This is a genomic window from Frigoribacterium sp. PvP032, from assembly GCF_017833035.1.
Classification (GTDB): domain Bacteria; phylum Actinomycetota; class Actinomycetes; order Actinomycetales; family Microbacteriaceae; genus Frigoribacterium.
Map to the genome: position 1 here is coordinate 2,012,442 of NZ_JAFIBM010000001.1, position 21,416 is coordinate 2,033,857.

The following is a 21,416-nucleotide window of genomic DNA, read 5'->3' on the forward strand; positions in this document are numbered from 1 at the left end:
CACCGTGAGCCAGCAGATGACGAAAGCCGCCGAGACCGAGACCGCCGACGACCTCGGCCACGGGAACTCCCCGGCGGCCTGGACCGCCGTCGTGATCATGCTGGTCGCGTTCTCGATCGGCACGGTCGCCTTCTTCTTCGCCGTCGTCTGGGTCGTCTGGGCCGCAGCGGCACTCGTGCTCGTCGGTCTCGTCGTCGGCCTGGTGCTCAAGCGCGCGGGCTACGGCGTGGGCGGGCACCGCTACGTGCCGAAGGCGCACAACTAGGTGCTCGACGACCTGTACGCGGGTGCCCTGGCCGACGCCGGCGCCCGCCGCGACGCGTTGCCCTTCGCTGCCGTCGAGGCCGCGGCGCTCGACCGGGCCCCGGCTCTCGACGCCCGGGCCGCGTTGGCTCCCGCTGCCGGCGTGAAGATCATCGCCGAGGTCAAGCGCGCGAGCCCCTCTCGCGGCGACCTGCACGCGATCCCGGATCCCGCCTCCTTGGCCCTCTCGTACGCGACCGGGGGAGCGAGCGCGATCAGCGTCCTCACCGAGGGCCGCAAGTTCAAGGGCAGCCTGGCCGACCTCGAGGCCGTCCGCGCCGTCGTCGACGTGCCCGTGCTCCGCAAGGACTTCATCGCCGACCCGTACCAGGTCCTCGAGGCTCGTGCCGCGGGCGCCGACCTGGTCCTGCTCATCGTCGCCGGCCTCGAGCAGGCCCGACTGGTCGAGCTGCACGACCTCGTGCGCGAGCTCGGCATGACGGCGCTCGTCGAGACGCACTCGGCAGACGAGGTCTCCCGCGGCCTCGACGCCGGGGCCGAGGTGCTCGGCGTCAACGCCCGAGACCTCTCGACCTTCGAGCTCGACCCCGACCTGTTCGGCCGCCTGGCCGACTCGATCCCCGCCGGCGTCACCCGCGTCGCCGAGTCCGCCGTCATGTCGCCCGCCGACGTGGCGCACTACCGTCGCGCCGGCGCCGACGTCGTGCTCGTGGGCGAGGCCCTCGTCACGCACGGCGACCCCGTCGACGCGCTCACCCGCTTCCTGGAGGTCTGACCGTGGCACTGCGAGACGAGACCGGGCCGTACTTCGGCTCCTTCGGCGGACGCTTCGTCCCCGAGTCGCTGGTCGCGGCACTGGACGAGCTCGACGCCGCCTACAAGGCCGCTGCCGTCGACCCCGAGTTCCAGGCCGAGCTGGCCGCCCTGCACGCGACCTACACGGGCCGGCCGTCGATCGTCACCGAGGTGCCGCGCTTCGCCGAGCACGCCGGCGGCGCGCGCATCCTGCTCAAGCGCGAGGACCTGAACCACACCGGCTCGCACAAGATCAACAACGTGCTCGGCCAGGCGCTGCTCGCCCGCAAGCTCGGCAAGACCCGCCTCATCGCGGAGACGGGCGCGGGCCAGCACGGCGTCGCGACCGCGACCGCCGCCGCCCTGTTCGGCATGTCGTGCGTCGTCTACATGGGCCAGGTCGACACCGAGCGCCAGGCGCTCAACGTCGCCCGCATGCGCCTCCTCGGCGCCGAGGTCGTCTCGGTGACGACCGGCTCCCGCACCCTGAAGGACGCGATCAACGACGCCATGCGCGACTGGGTCGCCAGCGTCGACACGACCCACTACGTACTCGGAACGGTCGCCGGTCCGCACCCGTTCCCCGCCATGGTGCGCGACTTCCACAAGATCATCGGCGAAGAGGCGCGCGAGCAGGTCCTGGCCCTCACCGGCAGGCTGCCCGACGCCGTCACGGCCTGCGTCGGCGGCGGCTCGAACGCGATGGGCATCTTCCACGCGTTCCTCGACGACCCCTCGGTCGAGCTCTGGGGCTACGAGGCGGGCGGCGACGGCGTCGAGACGGGCCGCCACGCGGCCTCGATCACCCTGGGCCGCATCGGCAACCTGCAGGGCACGAAGTCCTACCTCATGCAAGATGAGGACGGCCAGACTCTCGAGAGCCACTCCATCTCGGCCGGCCTCGACTACCCGAGCGTCGGGCCCGAGCACGCCTGGCTCGCCGAGAGCGGGCGCGCGCACTACGAGCCCGTCACCGACGCCGAGGCCATGGCCGCGTTCAAGCTGCTGACGCAGACGGAGGGCATCCTGCCCGCGATCGAGACGGCGCACGCCCTGGCCGGCACCATCAAGCTCGGCCAGCGCCACCCCGACTGGACGATCCTCGTGTCGATGAGCGGCCGCGGCGACAAGGACGTGGCGACCGCGAGCCGCTACTTCGGGGTCCTCGACGAGGAGGCGCAGCAGCTGTGACCGACACGACCTCCGCACCGCAGACCGGCAGCAAGGTCGCGACGGCCATCCGTGCCCGTCGCGACGCGGGCACCGGTGCCCTCATCGGCTACCTGCCCGTCGGCTTCCCCGACCTGGCGACGAGCATCGAGGCCGCCGTCACCCTGGCCGAGAACGGCGTCGACGTCATCGAGCTGGGCCTGCCCTACTCCGACCCCGTCATGGACGGGCCGGTCATCCAGGCGGCGACGCAGCGCGCCCTCGCCGAGGGCTTCCGGGTGCGCGACGTCTTCACGGCCGTCCGCGAGATCACGGCCCGCACCGCCGCTCCCGTCGTCGTCATGACCTACTGGAACCCGGTCGAGCAGTACGGTGTCCGGCGCTTCGCCGACGACCTGGCCGCGGCCGGGGGAGCAGGGCTCATCACGCCCGACCTCATCCCCGACGAGGCCTCCGCCTGGCTCGAGGCCTCAGAGGCAACCGGCCTCGACCGTGTCTTCCTCGCGGCGCCGTCCTCGAGCGACGCCCGCCTCCGCCAGTCCGTCGAGCGCAGCCGCGGCTTCGTCTACACGGTCTCGACGATGGGCATCACCGGCGCACGGACCGACGTCGACGCCGCGGCGCACACGCTCGTCGACCGGCTGCGGGCCGCGGGCGTCGAGCACGCCTGCGTGGGCCTGGGCATCTCGACCGCACAGCAGGTCCGCGAGGTGCTCGAGTACGCCGACGGGGCCATCGTCGGCTCCGCGTTCGTCCGGGCCCTCGCCGACGGCGGGCTGCCCCGCCTCGCCGAGGTCGCCGCCGACCTGTCGGGCGGCGCCGCCGTCCGTCGCTGACGTCCGTTCCTGACGACGGCCCACGCTAGAGTCGTCCTCGCGTCGGCCCGCCGTCGTCCCGTAGTCCCCCCTGAAAGGCGCCCCGCACGTGTTCGTTCCCCTGAGCATCCCGAGCCCCTCCGTCGACTGGCAGTACTTCGACCTGACGAGCTGGATCAACTCGACGTTCGGCGCGGCGCTGCCCGGGTCCCTCCGCATCCACGCCTACGCGATCTGCATCCTCGTCGGGATCATCGCGGCGGTCCTCCTCACGAACAAGCGCCTGGTCGACCGTGGCGCCGAGCGCTGGGTCGTCATCGACGTCGCCATCTTCGCGGTGCCGCTCGGCATCATCGGCGGTCGCTTCTTCCACGTCATCACGCACCCGGCCGACTACTTCTCGTCGGTCGACCGATGGGTGCACGTGCTCTACATCTGGGAGGGCGGGCTCGCCATCTACGGCGCCCTCCTCTTCGGCGCCCTCGGCGTCTGGCTCGGCTGCCGCGCCACCGGCCTGCGCTTCTCCGTCTTCGCCGACGCCCTCGCGCCCGGGCTCCTCGTCGCCCAGGCCTTCGGCCGGCTCGGCAACTGGTTCAACCACGAGCTGTTCGGCCTGCCGACCGACCTGCCCTGGGGCCTCGAGATCGAGTCGACCAACCCCGCCTACCCGGTGGGCCTGCCCGAGGGCACGCTGTTCCACCCGACCTTCCTCTACGAGATCATCTGGATGCTGGCCGGCGTCGCCCTCCTGCTGCTCATCGAGCGCAAGACGGCCATGCAGTGGGGCCGCGCCCTCGCGTTCTACCTGGTCTGGTACGGGATCGGCCGCTCGGTCTTCGAGTCCATCCGCACCGACCCGAGCCTCCTGTTCTTCGGCATCCGCACCAACGTCTGGATGTCCTTCGCCGCGATCGTCCTCGGCATCGCCATCTGGGTCGTCGCGAATCGTCGGCACACGGGCCTGCTGCCCGGTCCGTACGTGCCAGGGCGCGCGCCGTCCGATCGTGCGGCTGAGGTAGACTCGCGCGACACGTACACGGAGGACGACGAACCCGAGTTGGTCACCGTGGCATCATCGGACGACAACACCGAGACCACGCCACGCTCCTGAGCCAGACGGTCACCGACGACACGACCTGTTCCCTCAGCAGCACCCTCCGCGACGAGCACCGCCTCACGGCTGCCACAAGCAGCCACGGGAAGTCATGCTGCGCCGCACCCGGGCCCATCGCCGCCCGGTCAGCACCTGCCGACGACCGCCGCCTCCGCGGCGTCGTCTCGACGACGGGCCGACGACGTCCCGACCCCCATCGGATCTCCCCGTGAGGACGGATCACATGGCGCTCACGCCAGTTCACCAGCAGTTCAGCACCGTTCCCGCTGCTGCGGGCCTGTACGACCCGCGCAACGAGAAGGACGCGTGCGGCCTCGCCATGGTCGCGACGCTCCGCGGCACCCCGGGCCACGACATCGTCGACGCCGCCCTCGGCGCGCTCCGCAACCTCGAGCACCGCGGCGCCATCGGCTCCGACGCGGGCACGGGCGACGGTGCCGGCATCCTCTGCCAGGTCCCCGACGCCTTCCTCCGTGCCGTCGTCGACTTCGAGCTGCCCGAGGCCGGGCAGTACGCCGTCGGCCTCGCGTTCCTCCCCACCGACGAGCAGGAGCGCGCCGAGCTGAAGACCGGCGTCGAGCGCATCGCGAACCTGGAGCAGCTCGACGTCCTCGGCTGGCGCGAGGTGCCGGTGCGCCCCGACGAGCTCGGCTCCCTGGCTCGTGGGGCCATGCCGGCCTTCGAGCAGCTGTTCGTCCGCAGCCGCCGTCACGGTGCCGACGGCGAGCCCCTCTCGGGCGTGGCGCTCGACCGTCAGGCCTACCGCCTGCGCAAGCGCTCCGAGTCCAAGCTCGGCGCGTACTTCGCCTCGCTCGGCAGCCGCACCACGGTCTACAAGGGCATGGTCACGACCCTGCAGCTCGAGCCCTTCTACCCCGACCTCAGCGACGAGCGCTTCGCGTCGAAGCTGGCCGTCGTGCACTCCCGCTACTCGACGAACACGTTCCCGTCCTGGCCGCTCGCGCAGCCGTTCCGGATGATCGCGCACAACGGCGAGATCAACACGGTCCGGGGCAACCGCAACTGGATGCGGGCCCGCCAGTCCCAGCTCGAGTCCGAGCTGCTGGGCGACCTCAAGCCGCTGCTGCCCGTGGTCAGCCCCGGCGCCAGCGACTCCGCCTCGTTCGACGAGGTCGTCGAGCTGCTGAGCCTCACCGGTCGCTCGCTGCCGCACGCGATCATGATGATGGTCCCGGAAGCGTGGGAGAACCAGGTCGACATCGACCCGACCCTGCGCGACTTCTACGAGTACCACTCGATGATCATGGAGGCGTGGGACGGCCCCGCCGCCATCACGTTCACCGACGGCAGCCTCGTGGGCGCCACCCTCGACCGCAACGGCCTGCGCCCCGGCCGCTACCTGGTCACCGACGACGGCCTCGTCGTGCTCGCCAGCGAGATCGGCGTGCTGCCCGACATCGACCCCGCGAAGATCGTCCGCAAGGGCCGGCTGCGCCCCGGCAAGATGTTCCTCGTCGACACCGAGGCCGGCCGCCTGATCGAGGACGACGAGATCAAGCGCGACCTCGCCTCGTCCGAGCCCTTCGGCGAGTGGCTCGCCGAGGGTCGCATCCGCCTCTCCGAGCTGCCGGAGCGCGAGCACATCGTGCACACGCCTGCCTCCGTCATCCGTCGTCAGCGCACCTTCGGCTACACCGAGGAAGAAGTGCGGATCCTGCTCACGCCGATGGCGAAGACCGGGGCGGAGCCCCTCGGTGCCATGGGCAGCGACACGCCCATCGCGGTGCTGTCCGAGCGCCCGCGCCTCCTGTTCGACTACTTCACCCAGCAGTTCGCGCAGGTGACGAACCCGCCGCTCGACTCGATCCGTGAGCAGGTCGTCACGTCGCTGTCGCTCGGCCTCGGCCCGGAGCGCAACCTGCTCTCGGCGACCCCGGAGCACGCGCGCCAGGTCGTGCTCGACTTCCCCGTCATCGACAACGACGAGCTCGCGAAGATCCAGCACATCGACCCGAGCCCCGGGTCGCGAGTCACCTCGACGATCCGCGGCCTCTACCGGGCCGACAAGGGCCCGCGCGCGCTCGAGAAGCGCATCGCGGCGATGTGCAACGAGGTCGACGACGCCATCGAGGCCGGGGCCGAGTTCATCGTGCTCTCCGACCGCGACTCGAACCAGGACTTCGCGCCCGTGCCGTCCCTCCTGATGCTCGCCGCGGTGCACCACCACCTGATCCGCACCGAGAAGCGCATGTCCGTCGGCCTGATCGTCGAGGCCGGCGACGTCCGCGAGGTGCACCACGTCGCGACGCTGATCGGCTACGGCGCGTCGGCGATCAACCCGTACCTCGCCATGGAGACCTGCGAGAACCTCGTGCGGTCGGGCATGATCACCGGCATCTCGCCGGAGGACGCCGTCCACAACCTGATCAAGGCGCTCGGCAAGGGCGTGCTCAAGATCATGTCCAAGATGGGCATCTCGACGGTGTCGAGCTACGCCGCGGCCCAGGCGTTCGAGGCCGTCGGCCTCAGCCAGGAGTTCGTCGACACCTACTTCACCGGCACGTCGAGCGTGCTCGGCGGCGTGGGCATCGACGTCGTCGCGGCCGAGAACAAGCAGCGCCACACGAGCGCCTACCCGACCGACGGGTCCGTCGTGGCGCACGAGCGCCTGGCGACCGGGGGCGAGTACCAGTGGCGCCGTGAGGGCCCCCGGCACCTCTTCAACCCGGACACCGTCTTCCGCCTGCAGCACGCGACGCGCACGCGCCGGTACGACATCTTCCGCGAGTACACGAAGCTCGTCGACGACCAGTCCGAAGACCTGATGACCCTGCGCGGGCTGTTCTCCTTCAGGCAGGGGCTCCGCGAGCCGGTGCCGCTCGACGAGGTCGAGCCGATCGAGTCGATCGTCAAGCGGTTCTCGACGGGCGCGATGAGCTACGGCTCGATCTCGAAGGAGGCGCACGAGACCCTCGCGATCGCGATGAACCGCCTGGGCGGCAAGTCCAACACGGGCGAGGGCGGGGAAGACGTCGACCGGCTGCTCGACCCCGAGCGCCGCAGCGCCGTCAAGCAGGTCGCGTCGGGCCGCTTCGGCGTCACGAGCATGTACCTGACGCACGCCACCGACATCCAGCTCAAGATGGCGCAGGGCGCCAAGCCGGGCGAGGGCGGCCAGCTGCCCCCGACCAAGGTGTACCCGTGGGTTGCCCGCACCCGCCACGCGACGCCGGGCGTCGGCCTGATCAGCCCGCCGCCGCACCACGACATCTACTCCATCGAGGACCTGAAGCAGCTCATCTTCGACGTGAAGCGCGCCAACCCGACCGCTCGGGTGCACGTCAAGCTCGTGAGCCAGTCGGGCATCGGCGCGGTCGCCGCGGGCGTGACGAAGGCCCTCGCCGACGTCGTGCTCGTCTCGGGCCACGACGGCGGCACGGGCGCCAGCCCGCTCAACTCGCTCAAGCACGCCGGCACGCCGTGGGAGATCGGCCTCGCCGAGACGCAGCAGACGCTGATGCTCAACGGCATGCGCGACCGCGTCGTCGTGCAGGTCGACGGCCAGATGAAGACGGGCCGCGACGTCGTGATCGCCGCGCTGCTCGGCGGCGAGGAGTTCGGCTTCGCGACGGCCCCGCTGATCGTCGAGGGCTGCATCATGATGCGCGTCTGCCACCTCGACACCTGCCCTGTGGGCGTCGCCACGCAGAACCCCGAGCTCCGGGCGCGCTTCTCGGGCAAGCCCGAGTTCGTCGTCAACTTCTTCGAGTTCCTGGCGCAGGAGGTGCGTGAGATCCTCGCGTCCCTCGGCTTCCGCAGCCTCGACGAGGCGGTCGGCCGCACCGACGCCCTGGACGTCGACCGCGCCCTCGACCACTGGAAGGCGTCCGGTCTCGACCTGTCGCCCGTGCTGGTCGGCCCGCACTTCGACGACGACGAGCCCCGCCGCAACCGGAGGCAGCAGGACCACGACCTCGAGTCGCACTTCGACGTCGAGCTGATCGCCCGCAGCGCGGACGCGCTCGAGAACGGCGGCAAGGTGGCGATCTCGCTGCCCATCCGCAACACCGAGCGCGCCGTCGGCACCATGCTCGGCCACGAGGTGACCGTCCGCCACGGCGAGCACGGCCTCCCCCAAGGCAGCATCGACGTCACGCTGACGGGCTCGGCGGGGCAGTCGCTCGGCGCGTTCCTCCCGGCCGGGATCACCCTGCGACTCGAGGGCGACAGCAACGACTACGTGGGCAAGGGCCTCTCCGGCGGCATCGTCGTCGTGCGTCCTTCGCGGGAGAGCACCTTCGTCGCCGAGGACAACGTCATCGCCGGCAACGTGATCGGCTACGGCGCGACCCAGGGCAGCCTCTTCATCCGCGGCATCGTGGGCGAGCGCTTCCTGGTCCGCAACTCGGGTGCCAGCGCCGTCGTCGAGGGCGTGGGCGACCACGCGCTCGAGTACATGACCGGCGGGCTCGCCGTCATCCTCGGCGACACGGGCCGGAACCTCGGCGCGGGCATGTCCGGCGGCACGGCCTACGTGCACCGGCTCCGCAGCGAACGGGTGAACGCCGAGTCCCTCGCGTCCGGCGAGCTCGAGCTGCACCCGCTCGGCAGCGCCGACGTCGAGATCCTCACCGACCTCCTGTCGCGGCACCTGGCCGAGACGGGCTCGCCCGTCGCCGAGCGCCTGCTCGCCGACGTCGACGCCTCGGCGTCGGAGTTCGTCAAGGTCCTGCCGCGTGACTACGCCGCCGTCCTCGCCACCCGGCAGACGGCCGTCGACGAGGGTCTCGACCCCGATGGCGACGAAGCCTGGAAGCGAATCCTGGAGGTGACCGGTGGCTGATCCGAAGGGGTTCCTGAAGACCCAGAAGCGCGAGCTCCCGAAGCGTCGTCCCGTGTCCGTGCGGTTGATGGACTACAAGGAGGTGTACGAGCAGCAGGAGAGCGGCGAGCTCCGCCGGCAGGCGGGCCGCTGCATGGACTGCGGCGTGCCGTTCTGCCACCAGGGGTGCCCGCTCGGCAACCTCATCCCCGAGTGGAACGACCTCATGTGGCGCGGCGAGGGCCGCCAGGCCAGCGAGCGGCTGCACGCGACCAACAACTTCCCCGAGTTCACGGGCCGCCTGTGCCCCGCGCCCTGCGAGGCCTCCTGCGTCCTGGGCATCAACCAGCCGCCGGTGACGATCAAGCAGGTCGAGGTCAGCATCATCGACCAGGCCTTCCAGCAGGGCTGGGTCACGCCGCACCCGCCAGAGCGCCTCACGGGCAAGACCGTGGCCGTCGTCGGGTCCGGCCCGGCCGGTCTCGCCGCCGCGCAGCAGCTGACGCGGGCGGGCCACACCGTCGCCGTCTACGAGCGCGACGACCGCATCGGCGGCCTCCTCCGCTACGGCATCCCGGACTTCAAGATGGAGAAGAAGCAGATCGAGCAGCGGCTCGCCCAGATGCGGGCCGAGGGCACGCGCTTCCGGGCCGGCGTCGAGATCGGACGCGACATCGCCTGGGACGACCTCCGCGCACGCTACGACGCCGTCGTGGTGGCCACGGGCTCCACAGTGCCGCGCGACCTCGACATCCCGGGCCGCGACCTCTCGGGCGTGCACTTCGCCATGGAGTACCTGGTGCAGCAGAACCGCACGGGCGCCGGCGACCGGGTCGACGACCAGATCACGGCCGAGGGCAAGCACGTCGTCGTCCTCGGCGGCGGCGACACGGGAGCCGACTGCATCGGCACGGCGCACCGTCAGGGCGCCCTGTCCGTGACCAACCTCGCGATCGGGCAGCAGCCCCCGGAGGAGCGGACCGAGTCCCAGCCCTGGCCCACCTTCCCGACGCTGTTCGAGGTCGCCAGCGCCCACGAGGAGGGCGGAGAGCGGATGTACCTCGCCTCCACCGTCGAGTTCCTGCGCAACGAGGTCGGCGAGGTCCGTGCCGTCCGCGTCGCCGAGACCGAGTACCTCGACGGCCGTCGCGTGCCGAAGGCCGGCACCGAGCGCGAGATCCCCGCCGACCTCGTCCTCCTCGCCCTCGGCTTCACCGGCCCGGAGCGTGAGGCGATCGAGCAGCAGCTGCGCGTGCCGTTCGACTCGCGCGGCAACCTCGACCGCGGCGGCGACTACCAGACGTCCGAGCCCGGCGTGTTCGTGACCGGCGACGCCGGCCGCGGCCAGTCGCTGATCGTGTGGGCGATCGCCGAGGGCCGCGCGGCGGCCTCGGCCGTGGACGCCTGGCTCGAGGGCGAGACGATCCTGCCGTTCCCGGTCAAGCCCACGGATCGCGCCATTTCGGTCTGACCCGGCTCGAGTCGGGAATAAGGTGGTGGGACGGGTCCTCAGCCGTCCCACCCCCCTACCTACAGTAAGGAACACATGAGACGCGCAAAGATCGTCGCCACCCTCGGGCCGGCGACGTCGAGCTACGACGACATCCGGGCCATCATCGACGCCGGCGTCGACGTGGCCAGGATGAACCTCAGCCACGGCAGCTACGACGTGCACGAGTCCGTCTACGCCAACGTGCGCAAGGCCGCTGCGGACGCCGAGCGTCCCGTGGCCGTGCTCGTCGACCTGCAGGGCCCGAAGATCCGCCTCGGCAAGTTCTCCGACGGCCCGCACGACCTGGCTGTCGGCGACGTGTTCAAGATCACGACCGACGAGATCCTCGGCACGAAGGAGATCTGCGGCACGACCTTCAAGGGCCTGCCCGGCGACGTCGCCGTGGGCGACCCGCTGCTGATCGACGACGGCCGCGTGAAGCTGCGCGTGCTCGAGACCGACGGCACGACCGTGACGACCGAGGTCGTCGTGGCGGGCACAGTCTCGAACAACAAGGGCATCAACCTGCCCGGCGTCGCCGTGAGCGTCCCTGCCCTGTCCGAGAAAGACGAAGCGGACCTCCGCTGGGGCCTGGCACTGGGCGCCGACTTCATCGCGCTCTCGTTCGTCCGCGACGCCGACGACGTCACCCGCGTGCACGAGATCATGGCAGAGGAGGGGCGTCGTCTGCCCGTCATCGCCAAGATCGAGAAGCCGCAGGCCGTCGACAACCTCGAGGCCATCATCGACGCGTTCGACGGCATCATGGTCGCCCGTGGCGACCTGGGCGTCGAGCTGCCGCTCGAGGCCGTGCCGATCGTGCAGAAGCACGCCGTCGAGCTGTCCCGCCGCATGGCGAAGCCGGTCATCGTCGCGACGCAGATGCTCGAGTCGATGATCTCCAGCCCGATCCCGACGCGCGCCGAGACGTCCGACGTGGCGAACGCCGTGCTCGACGGTGCCGACGCGGTCATGCTCAGCGGCGAGACCAGCGTGGGGGAGTACCCCGTCGTCACGGTGCAGACCATGGCCCGCATCGTCGCCTCGACCGAGGAGCACGGTCTCGAGCGCATCCCGCCGCTAGGCACGAAGCCCCGCACCCAGGGCGGCGCGATCACCCTCGCGGCGGCCGACGTGGCCGAGTTCGTCCAGGCTCGGTACCTCTGCGTCTTCACCGAGTCGGGCGACTCCGTGCGTCGCATGTCGCGCCTCCGTCACTCGATCCCGATCCTGGCCTTCACTCCCAACGAGGCGACCCGTCGTCGCATGGCGCTCAGCTGGGGCGTGCAGTCCTTCCTCGTCGAGAACGTCACGCACACGGACGCCATGTTCGAGCAGGTCGACGACATCCTCCTCGGCAACGCGCTGGCGCTCTCGGGCGAGAAGGTCATCGTCATCGCCGGTTCCCCTCCCGGGATCGCCGGGTCGACGAACGACCTCCGCGTGCACCGCGTGGGCGACGCGCACGGCGAGGCCGCGCCGGCCTACGCCAGCAAGAACTAGCGCGCTCACCCGACGACGGCCGGGCCGCCTCCACGGAGGCGGTCCGGCCGTCGTCGTCCGCGGGCCCGTACCTGCCGAGACCCGCCGGAGCCGCGCGCACCCTCGCTCGCGCCGCGCGGTGCGCGCGGCTCCGGCGGGTGTGCACGGTCCCGCCGCAGACCACCCGTGCACCCACAGACTGCGGGCGTAGCCTCCCGCCATGTCCGTCGGCCCTTCGCATCCCCGCTGCTTCGTCGTCGGAGGCGCCCTGTGGGTGGTGCCGAGCGGCACCGGCCACGACGTCGACACCACCAGGCGCAGCCGAGCAGGCACCGGACGCGTCGGCGACGACCGCCCCGCCCTCGTCGACGCCTGGACGCTCACCGGGGGAGTCACGGGCGGGTTCTTCATGGGCACAGTGGCGGGCGCCGTCTGGCATGTAGAGGGGCTCGTCGACCTGGCGGCGTTCGTCGTCTCGGGCGCGGTCGTCGGTGCCGTCCTCGCCATCGGCACCAAGCGCCTCTTCGCCGACTTCAGTGAACCGACCCCGGTCCAGACGCAGCCCGTCGAGTCGGATCGTGACCTGCCGGCCGTCCGCGTGCCGTGGGACGTCGCGAACGCCGCCCCGGACGACGCCGACGGTGACGAGCTCGCCCTGTGGTCGCTGCGCGCCGAGCGCTGGCGGCTCGCCCGTGCCGCGAGGGAGGCTCGCGGGCTACGGCTCGGAGACGGACCCGATGACGAGAGAGCCGAGACCGAGGCGGAGTACCGGGAGGCCGCGGCCGACTACGAGCCCGTGGCGCGCCTCCTGGGCCTGCCGCTGCCGCTGCCGCTCTGACGGAGTTGCCGGGCGCACGAAGAAGCCCCGATCCGCCGGGGCGGATCGGGGCTTCAGTGTCGGGGACGATCAGATCGTCACCATCGGCGTCTCGAGGACGCCGCCGAGTCAGATGACGCGGATGTTCTCGGCCTGGAGGCCCTTGTTGCCCTGAGCCGTGTCGAACTCGACCTTCTGGTTCTCCTCCAGGTTGCGGTAGCCGTCGCCGGCGATCGCGGAGAAGTGCGCGAAGACGTCAGTGGATCCGTCGTCGGGGGTGATGAAGCCGAAGCCCTTTTCGGAGTTGAACCACTTAACGGTACCTGTTGCCATTTTTCTTGTTCCTTCAATCAGAGTTGTCGATCTCGATTTCGAGATCGCCAGTCGCGGTGCCTTTTTGTCCGCTCCCTCTGAGAACGACGCCCCCTGGCCGGGATTCCGAGGAACACCGACCTGGCACGTCGCGAGATACAAATGCGTAACACAACAACCAGTCACACCAGCGTAGTGCACGAGCGGCCCGGGTCAACTGTTTCGACACACGAAGTCGAGATCATCTCGATCTCACGCCGGGTCCGCGACGCTGCGGGGGCACTGCCGCGGCACGCGGACGCCGCGCGGAGGCACGCGGAGGGAGAGGAGTCGTCGACCGTGCCGGATGTGGGACTCGAACCCACACGCCCTCTCGGACAGAGCATTTTGAGTGCCCCGCGTCTGCCATTCCGCCAATCCGGCTCACGACGATCGAGGCGAGAATACCGTAGGCTCTGCTTCGTGAGTGACCAGGAAGCAACACCAGCAGCACCCCGTCGCGTCGTCGTCGCAGAGGATGAGTCCCTCATCCGTCTCGACATCGTCGAGATCCTCCGCGACAACGGATTCGAGGTGGTGGGCGAGGCCGGAGACGGCGAGACCGCCGTCGCCCTCGCGACCGAGCTCCGCCCCGACCTCGTCATCATGGACGTCAAGATGCCGAAGCTCGACGGCATCTCCGCGGCCGAGACGCTGAGCAAGAACCACATCGCGCCCGTGGTCCTGCTGACCGCGTTCAGCCAGAAAGAACTGGTCGAGCGCGCCAGCGAGGCCGGCGCCCTGGCCTACGTGGTCAAGCCCTTCACCCCGAACGACCTGCTGCCCGCGATCGAGATCGCCCTCTCGCGCTACACGCAGATCATCACCCTCGAGGCCGAGGTCGCCGACCTCGTCGAGCGCTTCGAGACCCGCAAGCTGGTCGACCGGGCCAAGGGCCTGCTCAACGAGAAGATGGGCCTCACCGAGCCCGAGGCGTTCCGCTGGATCCAGAAGGCGTCGATGGACCGCCGGCTCACCATGCACGACGTCGCCCAGGCGATCATCGAGCAGCTGAGCGTCAAGAAGTAGCCAGTCCGCGCGCACGAAGAGGCCCGTCCCCGGTTGGGGCGGGCCTCTCGCGTCTCGGTCAGCTGCGGGCGCCGTGCCCTGGTCTCAGGTGCGGGCGTCCGTCAGGTAGTTCGTGATGCGCACGGTCGACAGCAGCCGGCCCTGGTCGTCGGTCATGACGACCTGGTGCGTCGAGAGGGTCCGGCCGAGGTGCACCGCGGTGCACGTCCCGGTGACCCACCCGGTCGTGGCCGACCGGCTGTGGCTGGCGTTCAGCTCGATCCCCATCGCGAGGCGTCCCGCCCCGGCGTGGACGTTCGCCGCCACGGAGCCGAGGGTCTCGGCGAGGACGACGTGCGCCCCGCCGTGCAGGATGCCGACCGGCTGGGTGTTGCCCTCGACGGGCATCCGGCCGACGGCGCGCTCCGCGCTCATCTCGAGGATCTCGATGCCCATCTTCTCGGCGAGGGCACCGACGCCGCGGCGGCCGAATAGCTCGATCGCGTCGTCGCTGAGCGCCGCGTCGGGACGCACGGTCCGCTCGGCGTCGTTGGTCGACGCAGCAGGGGTCGAGGAGGAGGTGGTCGCGTCGGTCATGGTGCTCCGGATCCGCTGTCGGGGGCGCCCGCTAGGCTGACGGGGTGTCGGACGAAACGAAGCCTACCCTCCTGGTCATCGACGGCCATTCCCTCGCGTTCCGGGCGTTCTACGCCCTGCCCGTCGACAGTTTCGTGAACCGGGAGGGGCAGCACACCAACGCCATCCACGGGTTCATCTCGATGCTGCTCAGCCTCCTCAAGAACGAGAAGCCGACCCACCTCGCCGTCGCGTTCGACATCTCGCGGTTCTCGTTCCGCACGCGCGAGTACCCCGAGTACAAGGGCACGCGCTCCGAGACCCCCGTCGAGTTCGTGGGGCAGATCCCGCTCCTCCAAGAGGCGCTGCACGCCATGGGCATCACGACCATCACCAAAGAGGATTTCGAGGCCGACGACATCCTCGCGACCCTCGCCGTGCGCGGTCGGGACGACGGCTACCGGGTCCTGATCGTCTCCGGTGACCGCGACGCCATCCAGATGGTCAACGACGATGTGACGCTGCTCTACCCGTCGGCACGCGGCGTGAGCGAGCTGACCCGCTACGACCGCGACAAGGTGTTCGAGCGCTACGGCATCGAGCCCCACCAGTACCCCGAGATCGCGGCGCTCGTCGGCGAGACGAGCGACAACCTGATCGGCATCGACAAGGTCGGCGAGAAGACGGCCGTCAAGTGGATCAACCAGTTCGGCAGCCTCGACGAGGTCATCGCCCACGCCGACGAGATCAAGGGCGTCGTCGGCGGCAACCTGCGCGAGCAGAAAGAGCGGGCGATCCGCAACCGGCGGCTCAACCGCCTCGTGACCGACGTCGAGCTGCCCGTGGCGCCCGGCGACCTCGAGCGGCGAGCAGTCGACGCCGAGGCCGTGCGCGAGCTCTTCGACAAGCTCCAGTTCCGCACGCTCCTCGAGCGGGTGCTCACCCTCGCCGACGCGGGCGGCGCCGCGCCCGACGCCGCCGGCGAGGGCGCCGTCGTGGCCGCCCCGGCCGGCCTGCCCGTCGTCCGCACGCTCATCGACGAAGAGCTCGCCTTCTGGCTGAGGAAGCACGCGTCCGACCCGGCGTCGCCGGTGGGGCTCAGCGTCGAGTACGGCGCCGAGGGCGTCGTGGGCCTCGGCATCTCGTCCCACGACGAGTCCGCGTACGTGCCGTGGGCCACGGGCCGCGGCGACTACGTGGCCCTCGAGGCCTGGCTCGACGCCGACTCGCCCAAGGTGCTGCACGACGCCAAGCGCGCCTACAAGGCGCTGTCCAAGGCGGGTCTCGCGCTCACCGGCATCGCGGGCGACACGCGGGTCGCAGCGTGGCTGCTCAGGCCGGGCCGCACCTCCTTCGCCCTCACCGACCTCGTCTACGAGCAGCTCGGCGAGACCCTGCCGGTGGCCGACCCGAACCAGCTCGTGCCGGCCGACGAGCAGGTCAGCGTCGCGACAGAGGCCTGGTACACGCTGCGGCTCGCCGAGTCGTTCCACGAGTCCCTCGACGAGGGCTCCCGTCGTGTGCTCGTCGACCTTGAACTGCCCCTCGTCCCCGTGCTCGGCGACATGGAGCTCACGGGCGTCGCGGCGGACCACCCCGTCCTGGCCGAGCTCTCCACGCGCCTCGGCGAGACGGCGGCGGGTCTCGCGACGGATGCGTTCGCCGAGATCGGGCGCGAGGTCAACCTCGGCTCGCCGAAGCAGCTGCAGGAGGTCCTGTTCGACCAGCTCGAGATGCCCAAGACGCGCGCGACGAAGACGGGCTTCTCGACCGACGCGGCCTCCCTCGCCGACCTCCAGGAGAAGCACCCGCACCCGTTCCTCGGTCTGCTGCTGCAGCACCGCGACGCGACGAAGCTGCGTCAGATCATCGACACGCTCGACAAGTCGATCGCCGACGACGGTCGCATCCACACGACCTACGACCAGACGGGCACCACCACCGGCCGCATCTCGTCCGTCGACCCGAACCTCCAGAACATCCCGGTCAAGGCCGCGGTGGGCCGTGAGATCCGGGCCGCGTTCGTGCACGGGCCGGAGTACGAGACCCTCCTGACGGCCGACTACTCGCAGATCGAGATGCGCATCATGGCTCACCTCTCCGGCGACGCCGGGCTGATCGAGGCCTTCAACGCGGGAGAAGACCTGCACCGCTTCGTCGGCGCCCGCATCTTCGGGGTCGAGCCGGCCGACGTCAGCCCCGCGATGCGGACCAAGGTCAAGGCGATGTCGTACGGCCTCGCCTACGGCCTGAGCGCCTTCGGCCTGTCGAAGCAGCTGCGGATCGAGAGCTCCGAGGCGAAGCAGCTGATGACCGACTACTTCGCGCGCTTCGGCGCGGTCAGGGAGTACCTGCGCAACGTCGTCGAGAAGGCCCGCGAAGACGGCTACACCGAGACGATCTTCGGCCGCCGGCGCCCCTTCGCCGATCTCAAGTCGCCCAACCGCGTCCTCCGCGAGAACGCCGAGCGCGCCGCGCTGAACGCACCGATCCAGGGGTCGGCCGCCGACATCATGAAGAGGGCGATGCTCGGCGTCCGCAGCGAGCTAGACGAGCGGGAGATGGCCAGCCGGGTGCTGCTGCAGGTGCACGACGAGATGATCGTCGAGGTCGCGCCGGGCGAGGTCGACGACGTCCGCGACATCGTCAGCCGCCGCATGAGCGGAGCTGCCGACCTCCGGGTGCCGCTCGACGTCAGCGTCGGCCTCGGTGCCAGCTGGGACGCCGCAGCGCACTAGAGCGATGGCCGCCGCCCCCGAAACGGGCACAAGCGGGGGCGACACGCGCGTCGGACTTGACCAGCAGGCCCGAACGGACTTATATAAACCCGGAACAACATCTGTTCCTGTTCTTCCTGCCCCAGCTGTCCACCCCGCTCTCCCCGCTCGGCCTCACCGCCCCGCGAGCCGCACGACTGACGACGGAGTCTCCGCGCATGTACGCTCCCGAGCGCCACCAGCAGATCCTGGACTCGGCGCGCACGCGCGGCCGCGTCGAGGTCGCCGGCCTGGCCCGAGAGCTGTCCGTGACGCCGGAGACCGTCCGTCGCGACCTCACCGCCCTCGAGCGCCGAGGCGTCCTCCGTCGGGTCCACGGCGGCGCCATCGCCGTCGAGCGCCTCGGCATCGAGCCGCACGTCGCCGACCGCGAGGGCTCGGCCGCCGGCGAGAAGGAGCGCATCGCCCGCGCCGCCCTCGACGAGCTGCCCGACGGCGGTTCGATCATCGTCGACGCGGGCACCACCACGGTCCGGTTCGCCGAGCTGCTGCCCACCGACCGTGAGCTCACCGTCGTGACGCACTCGCTGCCGGTCGCGAACGTGCTGGTCGCCCGGCCCAACGTGACCCTCCACCTCCTGGGCGGCGTCGTCCGCGGCCGGACGCTCGCGGCCGTGGGGGAGTGGACCCGCACCCAGATCGCCGAGGTCTTCGCCGACGTCGCCTTCATGGGCACGAACGGCCTGTCCGCCGAGCGGGGCCTCACCACGCCCGACCTCGCGGAGGCGCGGGTCAAGAAGGCCCTGATGGCGGCCTCGCGCCGCACGGTCATCCTCACCGACCACTCCAAGTTCGGCCGTGAGGACTTCGCCCGCGTGGCCCCGCTCTCCGAGGTCGACACGGTCATCACCGACTCCGGCGTCGACGCCGACCTCGCCGACGACGTCGAGCGCTCCGGCCCCCGGGTGGTGATCGTGTGATCGTCACCGTCACCCTCAACCCGAGCCTCGACCGCACCGTCGAGGTCGGCCGCCTCGACCGCGGCGACGTCGTGCGCACCGGCGCGCCGCTCCTCGAGCCTGCCGGCAAGGGCGTCAACGTGGCCAGGGCCCTGACCGCCCACGGCGTCCACAGCGTGGCCGTGCTCCCGGTCGGCGGCCGCGAGGGCGCCGAGCTGAGCGCCCTCCTCGACGCGGCCGGCGTCAGCGCGCGGTACGTGCCCGTCTCGGGTCGCACCCGGTCGAACCTGACCGTCGCCGAGCCCGGCGGCACGGTGACCAAGCTGAACGAGCCCGGTCTCGCGCTGAGCCACGACGACCTCACCGCGATCACCGCGGTCGTCCGGGCCACGGCCGAGGACGCCACCTGGATCGTCGTGTCCGGCAGCCTGCCGCCCGAGATCAGCACGGCGACGTTCGCCCGCTTCGTCGACGACGTCCGCCGCACCGGGGCGAAGCTCGCCGTCGACACCAGCGGCGACGCGCTCTCCGCGGCCGTCGAGGCGCGTCCCGACCTGCTGAAGCCGAACCTCGGCGAGCTCGCCGAGCTGGCAGGCCGCTCGCTCGACACCCTCGGCGACGTCGTGGCGGCCGCCGAGGCCGTCCGTGCCTCCGGGGTCGGCACCGTGCTCGTGAGCCTCGGGGCCGAGGGCGCCGTCCTCGTCGGGCCCGGCGGCGTCGTCGTCGGCACGTCGCACGTCGCCGTCCCGCGCAGCACGGTCGGCGCGGGCGACAGCTTCCTCGCCGGCTACCTCGCGACCGAGACCGCAGGAGGCGCCCCCCGCGACGCCCTCCTCGCCGCCCTGACCTGGGGTGCCGCAGCCACGAGGCTGCCCGGCACCACCGTCCCTGCCCCCTCCGACCTCGACGCCTCCGAGGCGTCGCTCCTGGCGCAGCCCGACCTGACGAGCCCGCTCGTCGGGGACGCGGCCGCCGCCTCCTCGATCCCCACCCGACGCACCACGTCCCTGCCCACCACCCTCACCGAGACTCACCACTGAGTACGAAGGAGTACCGCCCCTCATGTCCGAATTCACCCCCACGGTCACCGGAACGGGAGTCCGCGCGCGCGTCCAGCGCTTCGGCGGCTTCCTCGCCGGCATGGTCATGCCGAACATCGGCGCGTTCATCGCCTGGGGCCTCATCACGGCCCTCTTCATCCCGACGGGCTGGACGCCCAACGAGACCGTCGCGTCGCTCGTCGACCCGATCATCCTGTACCTGCTCCCGATCCTGATCGCCTACACCGGTGGCCGGATGGTCCACGGGCAGCGCGGCGCCGTCATCGCCTCGATCGCCGTGATGGGCGTCATCGTGGCGACCGACAAGCCGCAGTTCCTCGGCGCGATGATCGTCGGCCCGCTGGCCGCCCTGCTGCTCAAGCAGTTCGACCGCGCGCTCGACGGCCGCATCAAGTCCGGCTTCGAGATGCTCGTCAACAACTTCTCGCTCGGCATCTTCGGCGGGGCCATGGCGATCGGCGCCTACTTCGGCATCGCACCGCTCACCTCGGGCCTGACCACCGTCCTCGGCAACGGGGTCGACTTCCTCGTGGAGCGCGGCCTGCTGCCGCTGGCGTCCCTGCTGATCGAGCCGGCGAAGATCCTGTTCCTCAACAACGCCATCAACCAGGGCGTGCTCACGCCCCTCGGCATCGACCAGGCCGCCGAGTCCGGCAAGTCCATCCTGTTCATGCTCGAGTCGAACCCCGGCCCCGGCCTCGGCATCCTGCTCGCGTTCCTCTTCTTCGGACCGCGTGCCATCCGTCCGTCGGCGCCCGCCGCGATCATCGTGCAGTTCTTCGGCGGCATCCACGAGATCTACTTCCCGTACGTGCTGATGAAGCCCATCCTGCTGATCGGCGCCGTCCTCGGCGGCGCGACCGGTGTCGGCTTCTTCCTCCTGACGGGGGTCGGCCTGGTCGCCAGCCCCTCGCCCGGCAGCATCATCGCCTACGCCCTCGTCGCCGCTCCCGGCGACTTCCCGGTGATCCTGGTCGGCATCCTGCTGTCCGCCGCCGTCTCGTTCGTGGTCTGCTCGTTCCTCATGGGCTTCGGCCGCAAGGAGAAGCGCGAGGCCGCCGCCGAGGACGACGCAGCCCAGGCACAGGCACTCGCCGACGCCCAGGCCGCCACGGCCGCCAACAAGGCGACCAGCAAGGGCACGGCCGCGCCCTCAGCGTCCAACTGATTGACTCGGGGGGTCGGCTCCGGCCGACCCCCCACCCTGAGAAACAAGGAGACTGACATGGCAACCCTCGACGGTTCCTCCATCAAGAAGCTCATCGTCGCGTGCGACGCGGGCATGGGCAGCAGCGTCATGCTGGCCTCGACCCTGAAGAAGCAGCTCAAGAAGAGCGGCGTCACCGTCGAGCACTCGCCCGTCGCCGACATCCCGGCCGACGCCGACGTCGTCGTGACGCAGAACAACCTCGCCGAGCGTGCGCGCGGCGTCGTGCCGAACATCCCCGTCGTCCCGTTCCAGCTGTTCATGGGCGACCCCTCGGTCGCCAAGGTGGTCAAGGCCATCCAGGACGGCACGACGGTCGAGGTCTGACGATGGCGGACCAGCAGGCACCCGAGCTGACGTCGCTCCTCGCGGAGTCGTCGATCCGTCTCGACGAGAAGGCCGCGAGCCGCGACGAGGCCATCCGCGCCGCGGGCCAGGCGCTGATCGAGGCCGGGGCGATCGACGAGACCTACGTCGACGCCATGTTCGAGCGCGAGAACTCGGTGTCGACCTACGTCGGCGAGGGCGTCGCCATCCCGCACGGCACGCTCGCCGGCAAGGACTCGGTGAAGAAGGACGCGCTGGTCGTGCTCCGCTTCCCGACCCCGGTCGACTGGGACGGCAACGAGGTCTCGGTCGCCGTCGGCATCGCCGCCGCGGGCAACGGACACATCGCCATCCTGAGCCAGCTCGCCAGCATCCTGATGGACCCCGACTCCGCCGCGGCGCTCCGCGGCGCCACGACGACGTCGGAGGTCTACGAGCTGCTCGCGTCGACCGACGACGACGAGTGACGGGCGGCTCG

The 21,416-nt window shown here is 70.8% G+C and carries 18 protein-coding genes and 1 tRNA gene; 16 read left to right on the plus strand and 3 right to left on the minus strand.

The features are described 5' to 3' along the window. Positions 1-16 precede the first annotated feature (16 nt). The 9 genes from JOE35_RS09255 to JOE35_RS09295 all read left to right on the plus strand — a co-directional run bounded on the left by JOE35_RS09255 (position 17) and on the right by JOE35_RS09295 (position 12,753). On the plus strand, positions 17-265 hold the full coding sequence (locus JOE35_RS09255) for a DUF6704 family protein (RefSeq protein ID WP_209560844.1): 249 nt from the start codon (positions 17-19) through the stop codon (positions 263-265). Continuing rightward, positions 266-1,039, plus strand: a complete 774-nt coding sequence (gene trpC, locus JOE35_RS09260; protein ID WP_209560845.1) for an indole-3-glycerol phosphate synthase TrpC — start codon at positions 266-268, stop codon at positions 1,037-1,039. A gap of 2 nt (positions 1,040-1,041) precedes the next feature. Next, positions 1,042-2,250 carry a tryptophan synthase subunit beta gene (gene trpB / locus JOE35_RS09265; protein ID WP_133737528.1) on the plus strand — a complete coding sequence of 403 codons (1,209 nt, stop codon included), beginning with the start codon at positions 1,042-1,044 and terminating at the stop codon, positions 2,248-2,250. Beyond that, complete coding sequence (gene trpA / locus JOE35_RS09270) at positions 2,247-3,065, plus strand: tryptophan synthase subunit alpha (RefSeq protein ID WP_209560846.1); 819 nt, start codon at positions 2,247-2,249, stop codon at positions 3,063-3,065. Before trpB ends, trpA begins: the two co-directional genes overlap by 4 nt. A gap of 88 nt (positions 3,066-3,153) precedes the next feature. Further along, entirely contained in the window at positions 3,154-4,155 is a 1,002-nt protein-coding gene (lgt, locus tag JOE35_RS09275; protein WP_209560847.1) for a prolipoprotein diacylglyceryl transferase, read from the plus strand. A 226-nt stretch (positions 4,156-4,381) separates the two neighbouring features. After that, entirely contained in the window at positions 4,382-8,962 is a 4,581-nt protein-coding gene (gene gltB, locus JOE35_RS09280; protein WP_209560848.1) for a glutamate synthase large subunit, read from the plus strand. Next, positions 8,955-10,412: a glutamate synthase subunit beta gene (locus JOE35_RS09285; protein ID WP_209560849.1), complete on the plus strand. Its 1,458-nt coding sequence runs from the start codon at positions 8,955-8,957 to the stop codon at positions 10,410-10,412. Before gltB ends, JOE35_RS09285 begins: the two co-directional genes overlap by 8 nt. Positions 10,413-10,487: 75 nt before the next feature. Continuing rightward, positions 10,488-11,936, plus strand: a complete 1,449-nt coding sequence (pyk, locus tag JOE35_RS09290) for a pyruvate kinase (RefSeq protein ID WP_209560850.1) — start codon at positions 10,488-10,490, stop codon at positions 11,934-11,936. Between the two features lie 199 nt (positions 11,937-12,135). Then, positions 12,136-12,753 carry a hypothetical protein gene (locus JOE35_RS09295; RefSeq protein ID WP_209560851.1) on the plus strand — a complete coding sequence of 206 codons (618 nt, stop codon included), beginning with the start codon at positions 12,136-12,138 and terminating at the stop codon, positions 12,751-12,753. Between the two features lie 108 nt (positions 12,754-12,861). Here JOE35_RS09295 and JOE35_RS09300 read toward each other — a convergent pair whose 3' ends face one another. Then, entirely contained in the window at positions 12,862-13,065 is a 204-nt protein-coding gene (locus JOE35_RS09300) for a cold-shock protein (RefSeq protein WP_055797427.1), read from the minus strand. A gap of 319 nt (positions 13,066-13,384) precedes the next feature. Then, a tRNA-Leu gene (locus JOE35_RS09305) sits at positions 13,385-13,467 on the minus strand. Between the two features lie 39 nt (positions 13,468-13,506). Here JOE35_RS09305 and JOE35_RS09310 point away from each other — a divergent pair. Continuing rightward, the gene (locus JOE35_RS09310) at positions 13,507-14,112 is read left to right on the plus strand and encodes an ANTAR domain-containing response regulator (protein ID WP_146900783.1); all 606 of its coding nucleotides are present in this window, start codon (positions 13,507-13,509) and stop codon (positions 14,110-14,112) included. Between the two features lie 84 nt (positions 14,113-14,196). Here the strand turns inward: JOE35_RS09310 and JOE35_RS09315 are convergent, their stop codons facing one another. Beyond that, the gene (locus JOE35_RS09315) at positions 14,197-14,547 is read right to left on the minus strand and encodes a PaaI family thioesterase (RefSeq protein ID WP_245186538.1); all 351 of its coding nucleotides are present in this window, start codon (positions 14,545-14,547) and stop codon (positions 14,197-14,199) included. 185 nt (positions 14,548-14,732) lie between these two features. Here JOE35_RS09315 and polA point away from each other — a divergent pair, with 185 nt between their 5' ends. The 6 genes from polA (at position 14,733) to JOE35_RS09345 (ending at position 21,405) form a co-directional block, all read left to right on the plus strand. Beyond that, positions 14,733-17,405: a DNA polymerase I gene (gene polA, locus JOE35_RS09320; protein WP_209560853.1), complete on the plus strand. Its 2,673-nt coding sequence runs from the start codon at positions 14,733-14,735 to the stop codon at positions 17,403-17,405. A gap of 197 nt (positions 17,406-17,602) precedes the next feature. Then, positions 17,603-18,364 (plus strand): DeoR/GlpR family DNA-binding transcription regulator, encoded by a 762-nt coding sequence (locus JOE35_RS09325; RefSeq protein ID WP_209561970.1) that lies wholly within the window; start codon positions 17,603-17,605, stop codon positions 18,362-18,364. Further along, positions 18,361-19,383, plus strand: a complete 1,023-nt coding sequence (pfkB, locus tag JOE35_RS09330; RefSeq protein WP_209560854.1) for a 1-phosphofructokinase — start codon at positions 18,361-18,363, stop codon at positions 19,381-19,383. Before JOE35_RS09325 ends, pfkB begins: the two co-directional genes overlap by 4 nt. Before the next feature lie 22 nt (positions 19,384-19,405). Next, positions 19,406-20,572, plus strand: a complete 1,167-nt coding sequence (locus tag JOE35_RS09335; RefSeq protein WP_146900796.1) for a PTS mannitol transporter subunit IICB — start codon at positions 19,406-19,408, stop codon at positions 20,570-20,572. A gap of 57 nt (positions 20,573-20,629) precedes the next feature. Then, on the plus strand, positions 20,630-20,938 hold the full coding sequence (locus JOE35_RS09340; RefSeq protein ID WP_146900799.1) for a PTS lactose transporter subunit IIB: 309 nt from the start codon (positions 20,630-20,632) through the stop codon (positions 20,936-20,938). A 2-nt stretch (positions 20,939-20,940) separates the two neighbouring features. Continuing rightward, the gene (locus tag JOE35_RS09345) at positions 20,941-21,405 is read left to right on the plus strand and encodes a PTS sugar transporter subunit IIA (RefSeq protein ID WP_209560855.1); all 465 of its coding nucleotides are present in this window, start codon (positions 20,941-20,943) and stop codon (positions 21,403-21,405) included. Positions 21,406-21,416 lie beyond the last annotated feature (11 nt).

Bases quoted from the DNA above. Each gene is read 5' to 3' on its own strand.
- JOE35_RS09255 (WP_209560844.1), top strand. From the start codon at position 17: ATGACGAAAGCCGCCGAGACCGAGACCGCCGACGACCTCGGCCACGGG.
- gltB (WP_209560848.1), top strand. From the start codon at position 4,382: ATGGCGCTCACGCCAGTTCACCAGCAGTTCAGCACCGTTCCCGCTGCT.
- pyk (WP_209560850.1), top strand. From the start codon at position 10,488: ATGAGACGCGCAAAGATCGTCGCCACCCTCGGGCCGGCGACGTCGAGC.
- JOE35_RS09295 (WP_209560851.1), top strand. From the start codon at position 12,136: ATGTCCGTCGGCCCTTCGCATCCCCGCTGCTTCGTCGTCGGAGGCGCC.
- JOE35_RS09300 (WP_055797427.1), bottom strand. From the start codon at position 13,065: ATGGCAACAGGTACCGTTAAGTGGTTCAACTCCGAAAAGGGCTTCGGC.
- JOE35_RS09315 (WP_245186538.1), bottom strand. From the start codon at position 14,547: ATGGGCATCGAGATCCTCGAGATGAGCGCGGAGCGCGCCGTCGGCCGG.
- JOE35_RS09325 (WP_209561970.1), top strand. From the start codon at position 17,603: ATGTACGCTCCCGAGCGCCACCAGCAGATCCTGGACTCGGCGCGCACG.
- JOE35_RS09335 (WP_146900796.1), top strand. From the start codon at position 19,406: ATGTCCGAATTCACCCCCACGGTCACCGGAACGGGAGTCCGCGCGCGC.
- JOE35_RS09340 (WP_146900799.1), top strand. From the start codon at position 20,630: ATGGCAACCCTCGACGGTTCCTCCATCAAGAAGCTCATCGTCGCGTGC.
- JOE35_RS09345 (WP_209560855.1), top strand. From the start codon at position 20,941: ATGGCGGACCAGCAGGCACCCGAGCTGACGTCGCTCCTCGCGGAGTCG.